Raw genomic sequence first — 22,011 nt, forward strand, 5'->3', positions numbered from 1 at the left:
TATAAAAAAAGCATCCTTTTCAGGATGCTTTTTTGGTAATAACACTTATTTATAATCCTAAACCTTTAGGATTTTTTCTTTTTTTAAGAGCCACACATTAAGCAATCGTCACCTTCAGCTTCTTTTGCTTGTGCTATTAGTGCTTTCATTTCTTCTGCACTCATTGGCGTACCTTCTACAGTTTCAGTCGTTTTCTTTGCAAACTTCTCAGCTGTTTTAGCTGCTGTTTGTTGCTTTTGTGCAACACCATCATTATCTACAGTTACATCTTTTGTAATAGGAGCCGCTTTTGTTGCTCTAGAAATAGTTACTTTTTTAGCATCTACTGCACTTTTAGTACGTAAGTAGTACATTCCTGTTTTTAAACCGCTTTTCCAAGCGTAAAAATGCATAGATGTTAATTTAGCCATAGTTGCACCTTCCATAAATAAGTTAAGAGACTGTGACTGGTCTATAAAATAACCACGTTGGCGTGACATATCTATAATATCTTTCATAGATAATTCCCAAACTGTTTTATAAAGATCTTTAATATCTTGAGGTATGTTTTCTACACCTTGTATAGAACCATTAGCTCTCATGATTTCGTTTTTTAAATCTTCATTCCAAAGTCCTAAATCTACTAAATCTTCTAATAAATGTTTGTTTACAACAATAAACTCACCAGATAATACACGACGTGTATAAATGTTAGATGTATAAGGCTCAAAACATTCGTTGTTTCCTAATATTTGAGATGTAGATGCTGTAGGCATTGGCGCTACTAATAACGAGTTACGCACGCCATGTTTTGCTACTTGTTTACGTAATTTATCCCAATCCCAACGACCGCTTAAAGTATCTTCTTGAATGTTCCATAAATTATGCTGGAATTCACCTTTACTCATTGGCGAACCTTCATAAGTTTGGTATGGTCCATCTACTTGCGCTTCTTCCATACTAGCAGTTACTGCTGCATAATAAAGCGTTTCAAAAATATCTTGATTTAATTGTTTTGCTGCATCACTGGTAAACGGCATACGTAATTTTATAAACGTATCTGCCAAACCTTGTACACCTAAACCAACTGGTCTATGACGAAAGTTAGAATTTTCTGCCTCTTTTACTGGGTAATAATTTCTATCTATTACTTTATTTAAATTCTTTGTTACACGTTTTGTTATACGGAAAAGTTCTTTGTGGTCAAACTCACCATTTTTAACAAACATTGGTAGTGCTATAGACGCTAAGTTACATACAGCTACTTCATCTTCTGAAGTATACTCCATTATCTCTGTACATAAATTTGAAGAACGAATAGTTCCTAAATTCTTTTGGTTAGACTTACGGTTTGCTGCATCTTTATACAACATGTAAGGTGTACCAGTTTCAATTTGAGATTCTAATATTTTTTCCCAAAGCTCACGTGCTTTAATAGACTTTCTTCCTTTTCCTTCTGCTTCATATTTTGTATAAAGCGCTTCAAATTCTTCTGAGTGTACATCGCATAATCCAGGACATTCATTTGGGCACATTAGTGTCCATTGTGCATCTTCTTGTACACGTTTCATAAATAAATCTGGCATCCACATTGCGTAAAATAAATCGCGTGCACGTAACTCTTCTGCTCCGTGGTTTTTCTTTAAATCTAGAAAGTTAAATATATCTGCATGCCATGGCTCGATGTACATAGCAAAACTTCCTTTTCTTTTTCCACCACCTTGATCTACATATCTTGCAGTATCGTTAAATACTTTTAACATTGGTACAATACCATTACTGGTACCATTTGTTCCTGCTATATAACTTCCTGTTGCGCGAATATTATGTATAGATAAACCAATTCCTCCAGCAGATTGCGAAATTTTTGCTGTTTGCTTTAATGTATCGTAAATACCATCTATACTATCGTCTTTCATGGTTAATAAAAAACAAGATGACATTTGCGGTTTTGGTGTACCAGAATTAAAAAGTGTAGGTGTTGCGTGTGTAAAATACTTTTTAGACATTAACTCGTAAGTCTCTAAAGCAGCGTCTAAATCATTAATATGAATACCTATAGATACTCGCATTAACATGTGTTGTGGACGCTCTGCTATTTCGCCATTAATTTTTAAAAGATACGAGCGTTCTAAGGTTTTAAACCCAAAATAATCGTACCCAAAATCGCGATTATAGATAATAGCAGAATCTAACTTCGCCTTATTTTCCATGATAACGTTATATACCTCATCACTTAATAATGGTGCTTTTTTACCTGTACGTGGATTTACATACTGGTATAAATCTGTCATTACATCACTAAACGTTTTTTTAGTGTTTTTATGTAAGTTTGATACAGATATTCTTGCTGCTAAACGCGCATAATCTGGGTGTGCAGTAGTCATTGTTGCTGCTTGTTCTGCAGCTAAATTATCAAGTTCACTTGTTGTTACACCATCATATAATCCATCAATTACTCGCATTGCCACTTTAATAGGGTCTACGAGTTCATTTAATCCGTAACATAATTTACGTACTCTTGCCGTAATCTTATCGAACATTATCGGCTCTTTTCTTCCATCTCTTTTTAATACAAACATACTTTACACATTTTTTAGGGTTTTCCTGAAATCACCAACTCCAGAAAAGGTTAATTAATTACTTGAACATCAGTAAAAAACTGATTAATAGCTAGTTATATTTTATTATCGTTATAATATAGAAATAAAATTGGCAGTCTTAGTTACACCTATAATGCAGAGCGCATTATAGATTACTTAAAAAACAATTCTATATTTTATTTTTTGTTATTTGATTCTAGAAATCGTCTGAACCAAAATCGTATTTATTTTCTTCTTCTTCTTTATTTAAAACACCTGCTTTTTGGTATTCAGATACACGTTTTTCAAAGAAGTTTGTTTTTCCTTGTAGCGAAATCATATCCATGAAATCGAATGGATTGGCTGTACCATATTCTTTTTCACAGCCTAAGTCTTGAAGTAAACCATCTGTTACAAATTCTAAGTATTGTGACATTAGTTTAGAATTCATTCCAATTAAACTTACAGGAAGAGACTCTGTAATAAACTCTCTTTCAATATTTAAAGCATCTACTAAAATCTCTCTAATTCGTTCTTTTGGCACTTTATTAATTAAGTGATGCTCGTGTAAGTGCACTGCAAAATCACAATGCATACCTTCATCTCTAGAAATTAACTCGTTAGAAAACGTTAAACCTGGCATTAAACCACGTTTTTTTAACCAAAAAATTGAACAAAAAGAACCAGAAAAGAAAATACCTTCTACTGCTGCAAAAGCTATAAGGCGTTCTGCAAAACTTGGAGATTCTATCCATTTTAATGCCCATTCTGCTTTTTTCTTAATTGCAGGAAAGGTTTCAATAGCATTAAAAAGCATTGCTTTTTCTTTTTCGTCTTTTACGTAAGTATCAATTAAAAGTGAGTACGTTTCACTGTGTATGTTTTCCATCATGATTTGGAAACCATAGAAAAATTTTGCTTCACTATATTGTACTTCGTTTACAAAGTTTTCTGCTAAGTTTTCGTTTACAATTCCATCACTTGCAGCAAAAAATGCTAACACGTGTTTTATAAAATAACGCTCATCGTCTGTTAACTTACTTGACCAATCTGTAAGATCTTGGTGTAAATCAATTTCTTCTGCCGTCCACATACTTGCTTCAGATTTTTTGTACCATTCCCACAAATCATGGTGTTGTATTGGGAAGATTACAAATCTATCTTTATTTTCTTGTAAAATTGGTTCGACAGCTTGAGACATAATATCTTATTATATTGAAAAATTAAACGAAATTTTGATTATTCTTGGGACTAACAAAGATTGGAATAAATCTATGATTTTAAAAGGAAGATTGGTGTTAATCTTTTCAAAGTTTTTAACATCGATTGTTGAAATGTGGACTTACAAGCGAAGTTTATTGACTTGATAGCTTTTCAATAAATTAATATTTTTTTAACAGTTTTAAAAATTAGAAAAACAAGGATTTTAGTGTTTATTTTTAGGTTAAAACAACTAAAACTAAAACAGAAAAAACAACTAATAAAACCAAAGTGTTAATTAAATAAAAACCTTTAATACTATTGTAAAAAAAGCCAAAAGAAACACAGTGTTTTGTATAAATATTTAGATTAAAAAAAGTTTCTATTTCATGGTTTTAGCAACCTTTTCTAACTCTGTATACCAATTTTCTCCAAATTTTCTAATTAAAGCTTCTTTTACAAATTTATAAACTGGCACTTGTAATTCTTTTCCTAAAGAACAAGCATCGTCACAGATTTCCCATTTATCGTAATTTACTGCAGAAAATTCTGTGTAATCTTTAACTCTAATTGGATAAAGATGACATGAAACAGGTTTTTTCCATGAAATTTCTCCTTGATTATATGCTTCTTCAATTGCACATAAAGCCGTGTTTTTTTCATCAAAAATAACATAAGCGCAATCTGCACCATTTATTAATGGGGTTTCTAAATCTCCAAAAACAGTTTTAATCGATGTGCCTTGAGCTTCAATTGCCTCGATTCCTTTTTTGCGTAAAAAAGGTTTTACTTTTGGATAAATATCGTCTAAAATTTCGGTTTCTTCCTTTGTTAAAGGCGCGCCTGCATCGCCATCTATACAGCAAGCACCCTTGCATGCTGAGAGGTTACAAACAAAATCGTTTTCTATTATAGCTTCAGAAACTATAGTTTTTCCTAATTGAAACATTACAGTGTATTCGCAAATTTTAAGCAAATATACGGTTTAAACTTTCAAAGTAAAACGGATGGTTTTAATTAAAAAATAACCTAAATTTAACCTTGAATAAACTATTTATAAAAGTACTTTTGCAAAAAATTTCAATACAAAAAACATGAATTTAGATTTTAAAGAAATATTTACCGTTTTCATGGTTCTCTTTGCCGTAATTGATATTATTGGTAATATTCCTATTATTATAGACTTAAGAAAAAAAGCAGGGCACATACAAAGTGAAAAAGCAGCATTAATAGCTGGTGTTATTTTAATTGCTTTTTTATTTTTAGGAAAAAGTATTTTAAATCTAATTGGTATAGATGTAAGCTCTTTTGCTGTTGCTGGATCTTTTATTTTATTTTTTATTGCTTTAGAAATGATTTTGGGTATTACTTTATATAAAGAAGATGATACTAACCCAATGACAGCCTCTGTTTTTCCGCTAGCTTTCCCGCTAATTGCTGGGCCAGGAAGCTTGACAACACTACTATCTTTGAGAGCTGAATTTGCTATCGAAAATATTATTTTAGCTGTTTTGTTAAATGTTCTTGTTATATATATAGTTTTAAAAACCTCTACCAGAATAGAGCGTTTTATTGGTCAAAATGGTATTAATATAATTAGAAAAGTTTTTGGCGTTATATTATTAGCGATATCAATTAAGCTATTTGCAGACAATGTTAAGGTTCTTTTTTCTTAACTTTACAATATGAAAATTTTTACACTTATTTTAAGCATATTAGCAGTTGGTTTAATAATTTATAATTTTACCAAGCTCGATTTTTCTAATCTTTTTGAAGGTGAAAGTACAGTAGCATTAATAACAATTTTCGCTTCACTTTGCGCTATTTTACTTTTACAAATTTTAAGAATTTCGAAAAAAATTGAAGAAAAAAATAAAGGAAAATAAATGATAGACACTTTAATAATTGGAGGTGGCGCTGCAGGATTATCTTGCGCACTGGTTCTTGGCTCTGGCTTGCAAAAACCTTTTGCAAAAGGTAAACAAGTTGCTATTATTACACACCAAAAAACATCTCATTTACAAAATGCTTTATTTAATAATGTACTAGGTCTAAAACCTGGTACCTTAGGTAGTGATTTACTTGTTCAAGGCAAACAACAATTAAACGATTTATATCCTGAAGTTTTACAAATAGAAAACGAAAAGGTTATTAAAATTGTAAAACAGAATAATGATTTTACAATTATTACAAATAAAAGTGAATATAAGTGTAAACGTGTTGTTGTTGCTGTTGGTTACACAAGTTTAATGTCTATAGAAGGTTTAGAATCTTACATAAAACCACACCCAAGAGCCGCAATTTCTAAAGATCGTATTTGGTTAGAAAATACAGATCATTTAATAGAAAAAAATCTTTATGTTGCAGGAACTTTAGCTGGATGGCGTAGTCAATTTGCTATTGCTTCTGGAAGTGGCGCTCATGTTGCGACCGATATTTTAACACTATGGAATAATGGTAAACATACTAAGGTGCACGACAAAACAGTAATCGCTTAATTATTTGGTTTTTGCAGATTGCTTAACAACTTCTGCAACCATAGAATCTTTTTGGTTTACAACTTCTTCGTAGGCGCCAAACCCAAATAATTGCTCTGCTATAGATGCTTTTATATACTGTTTCACCTCTTCTCTGTAAGCGACAAATACAATTGTAGTTCTTCGTTTTTGATTAAGAAATTCTTGAAACTCATTTATAGTTTCTTCAGTTATTTGAAAATTATTAATAAAATCTTCTCTATTAGTATTTTTAAAAAGCGATCTGTCTTTTTCTAAAAACTCGAAGGCAAAAGCTCTAATGTAACCTCGACGTAATAAAAATGAAATTGTTTCATTTTGCATACTTTCATCTAACGGTACAAAAACATCTGGTATTATACCGCCTCCACCATAAACTGTTTTTCCTTTAGGTGTTGTAAATTTTAAGGAATCTGCAATTTCAATTTTATTAAAATCTAAAAGCTCTCCACTGTCTAATCTTTGATAATAATCATCAAAATAATCTTGCTGATTTCCTTTTTGGTAAGAGCGTTGTATTGAACGACCTGTTGGCGTATAATATCTTGAAACGGTTAATCTAACCGCGCTACCATCGCCTAATTGCATTTCTCTTTGCACTAGGCCTTTACCATACGAACGACGACCTACAATGGTTCCTTTATCGTTGTCTTGTAATGCTCCTGCTACAATTTCGCTTGCAGATGCAGAGTTTTCATCTATAAGAACATAAACATGTCCTTTTTCAAAAGAACCTCGACCTGTGGCAAAACTTTTTTCTATATCTCCACGTTTATTTTTTGTAAATAAAATAAGCTTATCATCTTCTAAAAATTCGTCTATAATCTTTTCTGCTACACCAAGAAAACCACCTGGATTATCTCTTAAATCAAGCGCTAATTCTTTTGCACCTTGATTCTCTAATTTTGTTAATTGTTTTTTAAATTCTTTATATGTAGATTCTGCAAACCTGTTAATTTTTATATACCCTAATTTATCTGTTAGCATATAACCAGCATCAACACTCTTAATTGGAATATGATCTCTAACTACAGTAAACTCTAAAGGTTCTTCTTCTCCTTTTCTAATTACACCTAACACTACTTTTGTATCTATTGGACCTTTTAATTTTTTTACCAAATCACCGTTGGTTAAATCACGTCCAAACAAGGAGTCTCCATTAGCAGTAATTATACGATCGCCACCTTTTAATCCTGCTCGTGCACTTGGCCCATTTTCTATAGTACGAATTACTGTAATTGTATCTTTATATGTATTAAAGTTAATACCTATACCCACAAAATCGCCTTTCATATTCTCTGTAACGCGTTGCAAATCTTCTTTTGGTATATATACTGAATGCGGATCAAGATTTTCCATTATACCGTTTACAGTAACATCTACAATGCTATCTGTATTTACGTCTTCTACATATTCGTGTTCAATATAATCTATTAACCTATTTAGCTTATCTTTTTTACTGTTAGAAGTAAATAAACGATCTGATGTATCATTGAAATTTAAATTGCCACCAATAAAAATACCAGCAGCTATAGCTACACCAAAAAGTAAAGGCCAGTATTTTTTATTCATTTGTTATGCTTTTAAATCTTCTATTTTTTCTATTTCTATTCCTGCTTTTTCTAAAAAGCGCAAACCAGAGTCGTCTTTATATCCTTCTTTATATACAACACGAATTATACCAGCTTGATGTATTAGTTTACTACATTCTTTACAAGGTGATAAAGTAATATATAGAGTTGCTCCATTACACGACTGAGTTGAAGATGCTACTTTTAAAATTGCATTCGCTTCGGCATGTAAAACGTACCATTTAGTATAACCTTCTTCGTCTTCACAAGGATTTTCGAAACCAGTAGGCGTTCCATTAAAACCATCACTAATTATCATGCGGTCCTTTACAATTAAAGCTCCAACTTGTTTTCGTTTACAGTGAGATAGCTTTCCCCATTCTTGTGCAATTCGTAAATACGCTTTATCGTATTTGTGCTGTTTATTTTTTGGCATATTATAAAACTGAGTAGTATTATAATGTTATTATGCTTAAAAAAGCAAAAGCTACTACTCTACTAACAACGAAGATAACGTGTTAGTATTTTAATTACAATTTAACCAAGGAGATTTATGAAAATTTTATAGAAGCTACTTATTTTATTAACGGACTATTTAATAACATTGGGATTACAAGTCCTACAACAATAGCTGAAACCACCATAATCCAATCGCGTTTAGAAAACCTAAATACCGTTTGTGTTAAGTAACCTAAAAATAGGACAATAAAAACTATAATAACCTGAGCTAACTCTATACCTAAAGCAAACTCTAAGAGTGTTATTATTTTGTTATCATCGTTACCTACCAACAACTTAAATTCTCTAGCAAAACCCAACCCATGGACTAAGCCAAAAAACAATGTAGAGATAAATAAAATACCTATTTTTTCTTTTTGAGCGCCTTTTCCAGAAGTAAACACATTAAAAAGTGCGACAATTAATATTGTGACTGGTATTAAAAATTCAATAATATTTCCAGAAATTTTTACAGCTCCATAAGTAGCTAATATAAGTGACAAAGTATGCCCAACAGTAAAAACGGTTACAAGTAAAAACACTCGTTTCCAGTCCTTAAACATATAAGGAACAGTTAAAACAATAAGAAATAAAACGTGATCATAAGCATTAATATCAAGTACGTGATTAATACCATATTGTACATTAAACCAAAGTTCTTCAAGCATTATAAGTTATATTTTGGGTGTTGTAAATATATAAAAATAAAGAAAGGCATCAATAAAAAATGATGCCTTTGTACTCAAAGTGGGAATCGAACCCACACTCCCGAAGAAATTGGATTTTGAATCCAACGCGTCTACCAATTCCGCCATTTGAGCCTTTTATTGGTACAAAAATATATCTTTTTTCGACAAACACCTTAAAAATAGTGGCGATTATACTGTATAGATGAAAAAATAGTCATAAATTTGCACCTCATTAAAAATAACGTAGTGTTATTCACTACTTTAAAACATTTTTACGATGCCAAATACTAAGCCAGACGCAAAAATTTTTTCAATAACGCAAAGTAAAACTTTAGCCGAAAAAATCGCAGCGGCATATGGTGCTAAATTAGGTAATGTAATTACATCTACTTATAGTGATGGTGAATTTCAACCATCTTACGAAGAGTCTATACGTGGTACAAGAATTTTTATTATTGGGTCAACAAACCCAAGCTCTGAAAATTTAATGGAAATGTTATTAATGATAGATGCTGCCAAAAGAGCTTCTGCGAGACACATTACAGCAGTTTTACCTTATTTTGGTTGGGCAAGACAAGATAGAAAAGACAAACCTAGAGTTCCTATTGCAGCAAAATTAGTTGCAAAAATGCTTGAAACAGCTGGAGCAACTAGAATTATAACTATGGATTTACATGCAGATCAAATCCAAGGGTTCTTTGAAAAACCAGTAGATCATTTATTTGCTTCTACTGTATTTTTACCTTACTTAAAAGAGTTGAATTTAGAGAATTTAACTATTGCCTCTCCAGATATGGGTGGTAGTAAAAGAGCGTATGCTTACTCTAAAGCAATGGAAAGTGATGTTGTTATATGTTATAAGCAACGTGCTAAAGCCAACGTGATTTCTCACATGGAATTAATTGGCGATGTTACTGGTAAAAATGTAGTATTAGTAGACGATATGGTCGATACTGCAGGAACTTTAACTAAAGCTGCAGATTTAATGATGGAACGTGGTGCACTTAGTGTTAGAGCAATTTGCACACATCCAATATTGTCTGGCAATGCTTATGAGAGGTTAGAAAACTCTAAATTAGAAGAATTAATTGTTACAGATTCTATTCCTTTAAAGAGAGAAAGCAAAAAAATTAGAGTGCTTAGTTGCGCAAATTTATTTGCAGAGGTAATGCATAATGTACATTACAACAAATCTATAAGTTCTAAATTTTTAATGTAGTTATTTACATTACCAAAAAAGTATATTAATAATTAAATATAAATAAAAAATGAAATCAATTACAATCAACGGATCTCAAAGAGAAAGCGTGGGCAAGAAGTCAACAAAAGCCTTACGTAATGCTGGTCAGGTTCCTTGCGTATTATACGGAGGAGACAAGGCAGTGCATTTCTCGGCAGCTGAATTAGCATTCTCTAAATTGGTGTATACACCTAATGCGCATACAGTTGTAATCGAATTAGAAGGTGGTGACACTTACAATGCAATCTTACAAGATATTCAATTTCATCCTGTAACAGATAGAATTTTACACGTAGATTTCTACCAAGTATTCGAGGATAAAGAAATTACTATGGATATTCCTGTAAGATATATTGGTAACCCAAGAGGTGTAAGAAATGGTGGTGTTTTACGTAAAAACAAACGTAGCCTTAGAGTTAAAGCTTTACCAGGAAACTTACCAGATTACATAGATGCTGATATTGAAAACCTTAAAATTGGAAACAAACTTTACATCACTAAATTAGAGTCTGAAGATTACACATTCATGCACCCAGATAACACTGTTGTATGTTTAGTAAGACGTTCTAGAGCTGCTGTAGTAGAAGATGATGAAGATGATGAAGATGCAGATGATGTACCAGCAACAGAAACTGACGATGTAGCTGCTGTAAAAGAATAAACAACTTATTCTGAACAAATAAAAAAAGCATTCTGAAATATTCAGGATGCTTTTTTATTTTTACAAAAAAAAGTAACTTCAATATGTTTGATTGGTTCTACAAAATATTTAAAACTAAAAACAATTCAAATACAATTGAAAAAGCAAATTCTATGAAAAAATTCTTAATTGTTGGTTTAGGAAATATTGGTGATAAATACGAAAACACACGTCATAATATTGGCTTTAAAATTCTAGATTACTTTGCAAAAGAAGAATCTTTAACTTTTGAAACACAAAAACTTGGAGACATAACAACCTATAAATTAAAAGGAAGAACTTTTATTTTTCTTAAACCAAACACCTATATGAATTTAAGCGGAAAAGCTATTTTATATTGGTTAACAAAAGAAAAAATACCATTAGAAAATTTACTAGTTATAACAGATGATTTAAACCTTCCTTTTGGAAGCATAAGAGTAAAAACCAAAGGAAGCGATGGAGGTCATAATGGCTTAAAGGACACTCAAGATAAGTTAAATACTAACAAATACAATCGCTATAGATTTGGTATAAGTGATGCTTTTAGCAAAGGACGACAAGTTGATTATGTATTAGGAGAATGGACCGAAGAAGAAAACAGCAAACTTGAAGAGCGCCTAAAAAAATCTATAGAGCTAATTAAATCTTTTGGCTTAGCTGGAATAAATAATACCATGAATACTTTTAATGGAAAATAAAAAAAGGGAGCCAATTAGCTCCCTTTTTTTTTATAAAAAATACGGTAACCTACTTTATAATCACCTTTTTTGTTTGAGATTTAATACCATCAGATATTTGTAAAACATACATACCAGACTCTACATTTTCTAAATTTATAGTCTCTTCAAAATTATTTGTACTTCTGTATAAATTATTAAAAACACGTCTTCCTCTTATATCATAAACAGAAATTGAAATATCATTTTGAGATAAATTATTAAATTTCACATTAAAAGATCCATTGTTAGGGTTTGGATATACAGAAAAACCAGAGATACCTGAATCAAAATCATTAACAGATAGACTTCCTTGAACACAAAGGTCTAAATCAAAACTATTCCAGTTTCCTCCATCAAAGTTTGCATCATCAACAACTGTTAAAATCCAATCTCCTCCAGACAACTCTCCATAAATAGTTGATAAATCACCTTCTGGCACAAAAGATCCTGTAAAAGGTGCTGCTCCTGCTGTTATAGGACCTGTAGCCTCTTGATCAAATACAGTTGCTGTATAATTATCTCCACTTCCACCATTATCACTTGTTAACTCAACAACAGTTCCATTTGGACTAGTTAAAGTTATATCTAAATCTGCAACCCAAGTGTGATCTATATCTATAGTTACATTTACATCTGTTATAGGAAAATTTGCTACAACATTTATTGTAGATGTATAACTATTTCCTGCGCCACTTTCAGAAATTGTTTGTGGCAAATCTGTAGCACTAAAAGTCGCACAAGTTAAATTTGCAGTTGTAAAATTAAATACGGTTGATGGTGCTGCTGTAGCGCATTGGTTAGATGCTGTCACTCTCCAATAATATTGTGTATTAGCTGCTAATGCAGTGGTTGTGTAGGAGTTGGTCTGTATTGTTGCAGATTCAACAATAGATGCAAAACCAGAATCTGATGCTATTTCTACAAAATAATTTTCTGCATTTACATCAACGTCCCAAATTAAATCACCGTCTACAGGAACATCTACAGCTCCATTTGCTGGTGACACTAAAGTTGTTGGATTTAAAACACTGCTATACACATTAAATACACCATCTACAGTTTTGGTAATTGTACCTGAAGTACCTTCTAACACCATATTATATGGTCCTGCAGCCAAACTTCCAATTCCTGAAATTGTAACAGTTCCCATTGTTCCATCTGCAGTGGCAGACATTGGGTTAACAGTTGCAGTTGTACCTGCAGGTAGTCCTGATACTGTAAAGTTAGTAGTACCACTAAAACCTAAAAATGTATTGTAAGTAAAATTAAATACTGCATCATTAGGTGCACAAACATTAACAACAGGATTATCAAGTGTAATTACAAATTCAGATTCTTGAATTGAAAAATTGGTTGAATTAACTGCATAAAAAATATTATTATTTCCTTCAACAATAACTCGTGCCATATTTGTATCACCTCCTGTAACAGGAACTACAACATCGTGTGAACCATCATTTGGTACATTTGACGCAATAACAAAAGGAAATGTTAAACCTCCATCTACAGATAGTAAAATATTTACTGTTGGTGTATTAACTATACCCGTATTAGTTCCGGCAACATCCCATGTAACCGTTTGGCTAGACCCAGCATCCCAAGTTTCATTTGTTGTTTGTGAAGTAACTGTAAATGGTCCTGAAACAGCATCAACCGTTACTAACATTTCATCAAAACTAGTTTGCGGTGATTGCCCAACACCACCAACTTCAGAGCGGTCTCTAACAGTAAGAGCAAAATTTAAATTTCTTCCCACTGTAGATACAGTTTCCCAAGAAGAATTATCTACAGTTTCTACTGGATTAGACTCTGTTAATTCTCCATTTAAAACTCTACTTAATATTGGCATGTATCTGTTTGGTGATGTACTAGGCGGTCTTGATCTCCAAACACCACCCGTTACTTTAGTTGGCCCAAATGTAGTATTGGTAGTTACACCGTTATCTATTTGCTCCCAAGTATATGTTAGTGTATCTCCAGCATCAGCATCTGTGGCAGCTCCCTTTAAAACAAACGCTGTACCTTTTGGTATTACGTAATCTAATCCAGCATCTGCTACTGGTGCGTTATTAGTAATTGGAGTTGTTACAGCACAATTATTAGGAGCCGTAGTTACATTATTTAAAATTTGATCTATACTATAATAATGAAAATAAGGGTCACTATGATCTTGAACATCGTTTCCGCCAGTAATTCCTGCATAACCCATAATTGTAGTTCCACTTCCAGGTTCTGCGTTAACACCAGTTCCTTCAGAATTAAAAGACCAAGTATGGTTTGCTCCCATTTGGTGTCCAATTTCATGAGGCACATAATCTATATCGAAAAAATCTGCCATGTATGGGCCGCCATCATTATCTGTAAATTGATGTGCAGAAAATGCACTTCCTTTTCCGTTAGAACAAACACAACCTATACATCCAGCATTACCATTGTTTCCCGCAAATGCTAGTAAATGACCAATATCATAATCTGGCTCACCAACAGTCGCTGTTAAATTAGCTTGTAAGTCACCGTTTAAATCTGTGCCGTATGGGTCTGTACCAGAATATACTAAATCGATAGCGGGATCATCAGCCGTATCAACTAATTGAAAAGTAATGGCCATATCAACTTCAAAAACTTCATTAGTTCTATTTAAAGTTGAAACCATTTGGGCAAGCGCATCTTGTTGTGCGTTACCATTTGCCGCATTTCCATCATCCCAATAATTAGTATATTCTGAAGTTACAGACATTGCCATTCTAAACGTTCGAAGTAATTGGTCATTTGCATCTCGAGATACTGTACTACTAACAACACGTTTAGATATATCAACATCTTCAGTTAAACACTCAAATGTTTCTGAAGCATTAAGTTGGGCCGTTCTATTATATAGTAAATATTGCCCATTTGAAAATTTTGTTACTGGTTGAATATATATAGTTTCTTTTCCTGGTTCTGAAATCATAGCTTTTAAGCCTAAAGGCGTAACACTAAATCTCACTCTAGTACCAGAATTATCTATTCTAGATCCTAGATATGTTTTTATATCAGGATGTTGATGCTGGTTATCATTAGAAGAAAATATCTGCGTTTCTACTACCCTATATTGCTGTATTTTTCCATTTAAAGTTGGAAAATCTACAATTGTATTAGATTTCCCTTGAGATACACTTCTTAGTGGTGCTCCATCAAGTTGCTGTTTTAACGCCTGAATATTTAGTTGTAATACTTCAGAGTTATCTTTATCTAAATTCTGTAGTGAAATACCATTCGTGCCTTCCTTAAATGTTGTTTTATTCCATACATTATTTTGACTAAATGCATGATTTACAAATAGAAAAATTAGAGGCAATAAGAGGAAATGTAATCTTGTTTTCATATTTTTTGTTTTATGGATTTATAAATTTAATGAATTTTTAACATCTAATTCGCAATTTTGCAATAATTATCTTGTTAAAATTATGAGTTTCCTAAAGAATAATTCATACAAAAACCTATACTTCAGAGAAATACAAAAATTTTACGTTTTATCGTAAATAATTTACATTTAAACGCTTTTACTTCAGTCTTTTTCCATAATTTGTAAGCCAATAAATTAACGTGAATTTAATCTATCGAAAATGAAAAAAATTACTTTATTATTTTTGTTTGTTTCATTTAGTTTTTCAACAAACTTATTTGGACAACAAAACACACCTCTTTTAAACACAAAATCTAGCGTACAAAAGGAAATACCTTCTTTTGAATTAACTTCAGAAACTCAAAATGCTATTCTTAAAACAGGCTATGCTAGATGTCTTACAGACGAGAATGAAGCAGCCTTGCAAAAACAATATCCTAGCCGTGCAAATTCTGAACAATTTGAAGCTTGGCTTGCTCCTAAATTAGCACAATACAAAGCAGATAGAGCTGCAGGAAAAACTATGCCTCCTGTATTTAATATTCCTGTTGTTATACATATAGTACATAATGGCGATCCAATTAATACAAATGGATTACCTGGAAACGAAAACATCTCTGATGCTCAAGCATTATCTCAAATTCAAGTTATGAATGAAGATTATAGACGCTTAGTAAATACTCCAGGAGGAGCAAATACTACAGGTCTTGCTGAAGATGTTGAAATTAACTTTTGTATTGCTCAACAAGATCCTTTTGGAAACCCTACAAATGGTATTGTACGTCACAACATTACGCCTCCAAGTAATACAAGTGCGGCTACAGATGATTGGGAAACAAGAGCAGATACAGAAAATATGAAAACAACCACTCAATGGGATCCTAATAGATATTTAAATATGTGGACTATTAAAGCTGGTGGACTACCATTAAACCAAGGAGGTCAACAAGGCCTTTTAGGTTATGCTCAATTTCCAGATAATTCTGGACTTCCTGGAATAAATACAATTGGAGGTCCTGCAAATACAGATGGAGTAGTTGCAAGTTATGATGCTATGGGAACTTTAGCAGAAAATGATGGTTCTTTTATTTTAAATAACCAATATAACTTAGGTCGTACAATGACTCACGAAGTTGGTCACTGGTTAGGATTACGCCATATTTGGGGTGATGGAAACTGTAGTGTAGATGATTTTTGTGCTGATACTCCTGTTGCAGGTGATGCTAATTACACATGTAATTTAAGTGCAGATTCTTGTCCAACAAGCGCTGGTAATGATCAAGTGCAAAATTATATGGACTATACAAACGATGCGTGTATGGACACCTTTACTCAAGACCAAAAAGATCGTATGGTAATTGTTATGCAAAATTCACCAAGACGTATGCAGTTAAATACATCTAACACATGTAGTCCTGCAAGTCCAACAGTAAACTATACTACTGCAGCACCAAATTCTGTTATTGAAGGAAGTGATTGTGATTTTCAAGATTTTACGTTTCAATTATCACTAACTTCTGCAAGTACAGCCACAGCAACTGCTAGTTTAGTATCTACTGGAACTGCTACAGTTAATGAAGATTTTGAATTACTAAACAATACCGTAACTTTTAACGCGGGTTCTACAGCTGCTAACGGAAACGATACAGTAACGTTAAGAGTTTATAACGATAGTTTTGTTGAAACAGATGAAGATATAACTCTAGAAGTAAACGTAACAACAACTGGAGATGCAGTGGCATCAATAACACCTTTTACTTTAACTATAGTTAATGACGATATAGCTGCTGTAGGTAACTATACGACTTCAATTTTCACTCAAGATTGGGAAACAACTACTGGATGGAGTGTTATAGACGCAGACGGAGATGGTAATAACTGGGGCGTTTTTAACCCTATTGCTCACGGGAATTTAAATGGTTCATGGGCTGGATCTGTTACAAATGAAGCAGTAGTAGGTGGTACAGCTACATTGACACCAGACAACTATATTATTTCTCCTGCTATTACTATTAGCCCAAATGCATCAAGTGTAGAATTCACTTATGAAATTGGTGATTTTGGTAGTCCAGAACATTTCGCAGTTTACTTTACTACAGATACTACAGACGAAACAACAATTATAGCTGGTACATTACTTGAAGAAACTAACTCTATTGGTGGTACTACAGAAAACAGATCTGTTATTACAACTAGCGCAAATGTTATTGGACAAACTGGTTATTTAGTGTTTAGACACTTTAACACCACAGGTAACAGCTTATTAATGTTAGATACTATTGAAGTTTTAGAGTCTTCTACATTTAATATCCAAACAGATGCAAACATTACAAATCCAAGTGAAGTAAACCTTAAAAGTTCTGGAGTTGCGTATGCTTACGATAATGCAAGTGGAAATATAATAGCAAGTATAGATAATACTGGTGGTTTTGATTACGATTGTACTACTGTTACTGTTACTAGAGATGAGGCTTTAGCTGGAGCTCCAACTGTATTACGTCCTGGTTCTACTGCTAACGAAGATAGAGTTATGGCAAAAACAATTAGTTTAACGCCTACAAATACAAATACATCTGGCGCAACAACGCTTAGCTTTTATTTTACTAATGCAGAAGTTACTGCATGGGAAACAATTACCGGAGAAAGTAGAAATGATTTATTTGCCTTTAGAGAAGGTACAACTGTATCAGAACCGGTTACAGTTTCAGATTTTAACGGTGACTACATTTTAACTGTACCCTTTACAGATGGAATTAACGGTAATTACTATTTTGGTAGACAATTTAACTTATCTACACCTTCGTTTGATTTAGAAAATTCGGTTTCTATTTTCCCAAATCCAACAAGGTCTTCGTTAACAATTTCAATTAACAATAACGAGTTACCTAACGAATATAGTGTATACAATATGTTAGGTCAACTAATTACAAACAAGCAAATTAATACCGAAGCAGATTTAACATTAAATACTAGTGCTTTAAGCAATGGTGTTTATTTTATTAAAATTGCAAAAGAAAATGCTGCAGTAACTTTACGCTTTATTAAAGAGTAAATTTACAGCAAACTAAATTATATTAAAGAGGATTTGAAGTCATTTCAATCCTCTTTTTTTATTTTTGTAAACTAAAGACAAAGCATTTGAAACCAAACGCGCTAGAAAACGAGCAAACAATTATTACAATAGGTACTTTTGACGGTGTACATATTGGACACCAAAAAATTATTAAAAGATTAATTACTGTTGGTAATAAAAAACATTTAAAACCAACAATACTAACCTTTTTTCCACACCCAAGAATGGTGTTACAAAAAGATGCTAATATTAAGCTTATTAATACCATGGAAGAAAAAGCTGCTTTATTAGAAAGCTTAGGTATTAAAAATATGATTGTCGAAAAATTTACTCAAGAATTTTCACGTTTAACAGCTGAAGACTTTGTTGAAAAACTTTTAGTAAAAAAGTTAAATGCCAAATATATAATAATAGGTTACGATCATCACTTTGGTAGAAACCGATCTGCAAATATTGATAATTTAATAGATTTTGGTAAAACCTATAATTTTGAAGTTGAAGAAATAACAGCTCAAGATATTAACGATGTTGCAGTAAGCTCTACAAAAATTAGAAATGCCTTAAATGAAGGCGATATAAAAACAGCAAATACGTATTTAGGCTACAACTTTATGCTAACCGGAACAGTTGTAAAAGGAAAAGGAATTGGCAAAACAATAAATTATCCTACAGCGAATTTACAAATTAGCGAAACTTACAAACTTATCCCAAAGCATGGTGTTTATGTTGTAAAATCTACTATAGATGGTAAAACTGTTTTTGGTATGATGAATATTGGTACAAATCCTACAGTTGATGGTACTTCTCAAACCATAGAAACACATTTTTTTAATTGGGAAGACTCGCTTTATAATAAAACATTAAAAATTGAATTATTAGACAGACTTAGAGATGAACAAAAATTTGAATCTATAGAGGTTTTAAAAACTCAATTAAAAAAAGATCAAGACAAGGCATTTCTTATTATAAAAAATTATGATTAACTCATTTCTTTTTAAACATATAGATAATAGTGCGCTTGTAGTATTCAGGATTATTTTTGGTTTACTATGCTTTTTAGAATCTGTTGGTGCAATTTTTACCGGCTGGATAACACGCACTTTAGTAGAACCAAAATTTACATTCTCGTTTATGGGCTTTGGCTGGCTACAGCCATTACCAGGAAATGGCATGTACTTTTACTACGCAATTATGGGTGGTTTTGGTATTTTAATAATGCTAGGTTATAAGTATAGGTTTAGTGCATTGGCCTTTTGTTTAATGTGGTGCGGCGTATATTTTATGCAAAAATCCTCATATAACAACCATTACTACTTACTTGTTTTATTAAGTGCAATTATGGCTATTTTGCCTGCAAATCGCTATGCATCTTTAGATGTTAAATTAAACCCTAAACTTAAAGAAATTTCTATGCCTAGTTGGTGTAAGTGGATTTTTGTAATCCAGTTGTTTATACTTTACACTTACGCATCTAAAGCAAAACTATATCCAGATTGGATAGATTTAACTGTGCCAAAACTATTAATGAGCAGCAAAGCCAATTACCCTATTATTGGTGAGTTTTTACAAAACAGTTTTATGCCATATTTAGTAGCTTATGGTGGCATTTTATTTGACGGTTTAATAATACCGCTTTTACTTATTAAAGCCACTAGGAAATATGCTTTTTTTGCATCAATATTTTTTCATTTGTTTAACTCTATTGTATTTCAGGTTGGTGTATTTCCATACTTATCGTTAGCTTTTTGCTTATTCTTTTTTGAGCCTAAAGTAATTAAAAACATCTTTTTAAAACGAAAGGAGTTTTACTCTAAAAATGAAGTTATTGTACCAAACTATAAACCCATTTTGGTAACACTTGGAAGTATTTATTTTATAATTCAAATAATACTACCTATTCGCCATCATTTTATAGAAGATAATGTTTTATGGACAGAAGAAGGCCACCGTTTATCTTGGCGTATGATGCTACGCTCTAAAAACAGCAGAACAACTTATAAACTTGTTAATAATACCACTAAACAAGAAACATTTATAAATTTAAATGATTATTTGTCTAAAAAACAAATACGCTCTGCGAGTTCTAAACCAGATGTTATGTGGCAATTTTCACAACGGTTAAAAGAAGAGTACAAAAATAAAGGCGAAGATATTTCTATATATATTAACGCTCTTGTAAGTGTAAATGGTAAGCCACATAAACAATTAATAGACCCAAAAGTAGATATTGCAAATGCTAAGTATAACTACTTTACACATAATGATTGGATATTACCATCAAAATAGGTTTCTTTTTTATTTTACAACAAGCTAAATCTTACTACTTTTACCATTATTAAAAATATGTTTCAATTTGCGTTAAGGATTGAAAGGTTTGTTTGAGCTCCTCACAGAGAGCGAGCCTTGAAAGCCTGACCAAAAACAATGCTTTTTTAGCTTGTTTTTGGTAACGCCCAAAATAAAATTTATGTTACAAGTACCATTTATTAGAGATAACAAAGAGGCTGTAATTGCTGGTTTAGCAAAACGCCACTTTGATGCTAAAGATTTAGTTGAACAAGTTATTGTTTTAGACGAAGAACGCCGTACGTTACAATCGAAATTAGACAATACTTTAGCTGAATCTAATGTTATTTCTAAAGAAATTGGGATTTTATACAAGTCTGGTCAAGGCGAAAAAGCTAACGCATTAAAAGAAAAAACGAGTGCTTTAAAAGAAAGTTCTAAAACACTTACCGAAGACTTAAACACAACCGCAGAAAAATTACAAAATTTATTATACCAACTGCCTAATGTACCACATGAGTCGGTACCTGCAGGAAAATCTGAAGAGGAAAACGAAGAAATTTTTAATGAAGGAGAAGTACCTAAGTTATTTGATGGCGCACAACCACATTGGGAATTAGCCAAAAAATACGATATTATAGATTTTGAGTTAGGTAATAAAATTTCGGGTGCTGGTTTTCCTGTTTATAAAGGTAAAGGTGCTAGATTACAACGTGCTTTAATTTCTTATTTTCTAGATAAAAATACTGCTGCTGGTTATACAGAGTATCAATTACCGCATCTAGTAAACGAGGCATCTTGTTATGGTACTGGACAGTTACCAGATAAAGAAGGACAAATGTACCACGACTCTCGTGACGATTTATATTTAATACCAACTGCAGAAGTTCCTGGAACTAATGTATTTAGAGATGTTTTATTAAACGAAAGCGACTTACCTATTGGCATTACAGGTTATACACCTTGTTTTAGGCGTGAAGCTGGTAGTTACGGCGCACACGTGCGTGGTTTAAATAGACTGCACCAGTTTGATAAAGTAGAAATTATACGTGTTGAGCACCCAGAAAACTCTTACAATGCCTTTTTTGGTATGGTAGAACATATTAAAAGTATTTTACGTGAGCTTAAATTACCTTATAGAATTTTAAGATTGTGTGGTGGAGACACAGGTTTTCCATCTGCTATGACTTACGATTTTGAAGTATTTTCTACAGCTCAAGATCGTTGGTTAGAGATTTCTAGTGTATCTAATTTTGAAACTTACCAGGCTAATCGTTTAAAATTACGTTTTAAAAATAGTGATGGTAAAAATGAATTGGCGCACACTTTAAATGGAAGTGCGCTTGCATTACCTAGAGTTTTAGCTGGAATTTTAGAAAACTATCAAACTGAAAATGGTATCACTATTCCAGATGCTTTAGTTCCTTACACAGGATTTAAAACTATTGAATAAACTTTCAATTTTGCTGTTTTTATCGATTAAATGTTAAAAAAACACGTTGTTTAACGAAAATACTCGATAAACTTTGTGTTTTTTAATTATAATTCTCAAATTTATCTCGTTATAAAATAGTAATAAAATGAAAAACAT

At 32.2% G+C, this 22,011-nt stretch carries 17 protein-coding genes and 1 tRNA gene; 10 read left to right on the forward strand and 8 right to left on the reverse strand.

Features of this window, described 5'->3' with window-relative positions:
- Window positions 1-83: 83 nt before the first annotated feature.
- The 3 genes from BM549_RS04495 to BM549_RS04505 all read right to left on the reverse strand — a co-directional run bounded on the left by BM549_RS04495 (window position 84) and on the right by BM549_RS04505 (window position 4,710).
- Window positions 84-2,561, reverse strand: a complete 2,478-nt coding sequence (locus BM549_RS04495) for a ribonucleoside-diphosphate reductase subunit alpha (protein ID WP_290469174.1) — start codon at window positions 2,559-2,561, stop codon at window positions 84-86.
- Window positions 2,562-2,778: 217 nt separating this feature from the next.
- The gene (locus BM549_RS04500; protein WP_013869378.1) at window positions 2,779-3,762 is read right to left on the reverse strand and encodes a ribonucleotide-diphosphate reductase subunit beta; all 984 of its coding nucleotides are present in this window, start codon (window positions 3,760-3,762) and stop codon (window positions 2,779-2,781) included.
- A gap of 381 nt (window positions 3,763-4,143) precedes the next feature.
- Window positions 4,144-4,710, reverse strand: coding sequence for a DUF3109 family protein (locus BM549_RS04505; RefSeq protein WP_290469253.1), 567 nt, complete (start codon window positions 4,708-4,710; stop codon window positions 4,144-4,146).
- Between the two features lie 145 nt (window positions 4,711-4,855).
- Between BM549_RS04505 and BM549_RS04510 the strand changes: the two genes are divergently transcribed.
- From BM549_RS04510 to BM549_RS04520, 3 genes are read left to right on the forward strand one after another with little or no spacing between them, the layout of a single operon-like run.
- Window positions 4,856-5,437, forward strand: a complete 582-nt coding sequence (locus BM549_RS04510) for a MarC family protein (RefSeq protein ID WP_290469175.1) — start codon at window positions 4,856-4,858, stop codon at window positions 5,435-5,437.
- A 9-nt stretch (window positions 5,438-5,446) separates the two neighbouring features.
- Entirely contained in the window at window positions 5,447-5,647 is a 201-nt protein-coding gene (locus BM549_RS04515) for a hypothetical protein (protein ID WP_290469176.1), read from the forward strand.
- Window positions 5,648-6,259, forward strand: a complete 612-nt coding sequence (locus BM549_RS04520) for an NAD(P)/FAD-dependent oxidoreductase (protein WP_290469177.1) — start codon at window positions 5,648-5,650, stop codon at window positions 6,257-6,259. It begins immediately after the preceding gene.
- Here BM549_RS04520 and BM549_RS04525 read toward each other — a convergent pair whose 3' ends face one another.
- The 4 genes from BM549_RS04525 to BM549_RS04540 all read right to left on the reverse strand — a co-directional run bounded on the left by BM549_RS04525 (window position 6,260) and on the right by BM549_RS04540 (window position 9,167).
- Window positions 6,260-7,849 (reverse strand): S41 family peptidase, encoded by a 1,590-nt coding sequence (locus BM549_RS04525; RefSeq protein WP_290469178.1) that lies wholly within the window; start codon window positions 7,847-7,849, stop codon window positions 6,260-6,262.
- A gap of 3 nt (window positions 7,850-7,852) precedes the next feature.
- Window positions 7,853-8,284, reverse strand: a complete 432-nt coding sequence (locus BM549_RS04530; protein WP_290469179.1) for a dCMP deaminase family protein — start codon at window positions 8,282-8,284, stop codon at window positions 7,853-7,855.
- Window positions 8,285-8,423: 139 nt separating this feature from the next.
- The gene (locus tag BM549_RS04535) at window positions 8,424-9,014 is read right to left on the reverse strand and encodes a HupE/UreJ family protein (RefSeq protein ID WP_290469180.1); all 591 of its coding nucleotides are present in this window, start codon (window positions 9,012-9,014) and stop codon (window positions 8,424-8,426) included.
- A gap of 71 nt (window positions 9,015-9,085) precedes the next feature.
- Window positions 9,086-9,167 (reverse strand) — tRNA-Leu (locus tag BM549_RS04540).
- A 145-nt stretch (window positions 9,168-9,312) separates the two neighbouring features.
- Between BM549_RS04540 and BM549_RS04545 the strand changes: the two genes are divergently transcribed.
- The 3 genes from BM549_RS04545 to pth all read left to right on the forward strand — a co-directional run bounded on the left by BM549_RS04545 (window position 9,313) and on the right by pth (window position 11,655).
- A complete protein-coding gene (locus tag BM549_RS04545; RefSeq protein WP_290469181.1) occupies window positions 9,313-10,254 on the forward strand; it encodes a ribose-phosphate pyrophosphokinase in 942 nt (313 codons plus the stop codon).
- A gap of 49 nt (window positions 10,255-10,303) precedes the next feature.
- Window positions 10,304-10,936 (forward strand): 50S ribosomal protein L25/general stress protein Ctc, encoded by a 633-nt coding sequence (locus tag BM549_RS04550; RefSeq protein ID WP_290469182.1) that lies wholly within the window; start codon window positions 10,304-10,306, stop codon window positions 10,934-10,936.
- A gap of 152 nt (window positions 10,937-11,088) precedes the next feature.
- Window positions 11,089-11,655, forward strand: coding sequence for an aminoacyl-tRNA hydrolase (gene pth / locus BM549_RS04555; protein ID WP_290469183.1), 567 nt, complete (start codon window positions 11,089-11,091; stop codon window positions 11,653-11,655).
- A 49-nt stretch (window positions 11,656-11,704) separates the two neighbouring features.
- Here the strand turns inward: pth and BM549_RS04560 are convergent, their stop codons facing one another.
- On the reverse strand, window positions 11,705-15,040 hold the full coding sequence (locus tag BM549_RS04560; protein WP_290469184.1) for a reprolysin-like metallopeptidase: 3,336 nt from the start codon (window positions 15,038-15,040) through the stop codon (window positions 11,705-11,707).
- 241 nt (window positions 15,041-15,281) lie between these two features.
- Between BM549_RS04560 and BM549_RS04565 the strand changes: the two genes are divergently transcribed.
- The 4 genes from BM549_RS04565 to serS all read left to right on the forward strand — a co-directional run bounded on the left by BM549_RS04565 (window position 15,282) and on the right by serS (window position 21,873).
- Window positions 15,282-18,113 carry a choice-of-anchor J domain-containing protein gene (locus BM549_RS04565; protein ID WP_290469185.1) on the forward strand — a complete coding sequence of 944 codons (2,832 nt, stop codon included), beginning with the start codon at window positions 15,282-15,284 and terminating at the stop codon, window positions 18,111-18,113.
- Between the two features lie 86 nt (window positions 18,114-18,199).
- Window positions 18,200-19,117 (forward strand): bifunctional riboflavin kinase/FAD synthetase, encoded by a 918-nt coding sequence (locus BM549_RS04570; protein WP_290469186.1) that lies wholly within the window; start codon window positions 18,200-18,202, stop codon window positions 19,115-19,117.
- Window positions 19,110-20,420, forward strand: coding sequence for an HTTM domain-containing protein (locus BM549_RS04575; RefSeq protein ID WP_290469187.1), 1,311 nt, complete (start codon window positions 19,110-19,112; stop codon window positions 20,418-20,420). Before BM549_RS04570 ends, BM549_RS04575 begins: the two co-directional genes overlap by 8 nt.
- Window positions 20,421-20,601: 181 nt before the next feature.
- Window positions 20,602-21,873 carry a serine--tRNA ligase gene (gene serS / locus BM549_RS04580; RefSeq protein ID WP_290469188.1) on the forward strand — a complete coding sequence of 424 codons (1,272 nt, stop codon included), beginning with the start codon at window positions 20,602-20,604 and terminating at the stop codon, window positions 21,871-21,873.
- The last annotated feature ends 138 nt before the right edge of the window (window positions 21,874-22,011 follow it).

It is taken from the genome of Lacinutrix sp. MedPE-SW (assembly GCF_001874145.1).
GTDB lineage: Bacteria > Bacteroidota > Bacteroidia > Flavobacteriales > Flavobacteriaceae > Lacinutrix.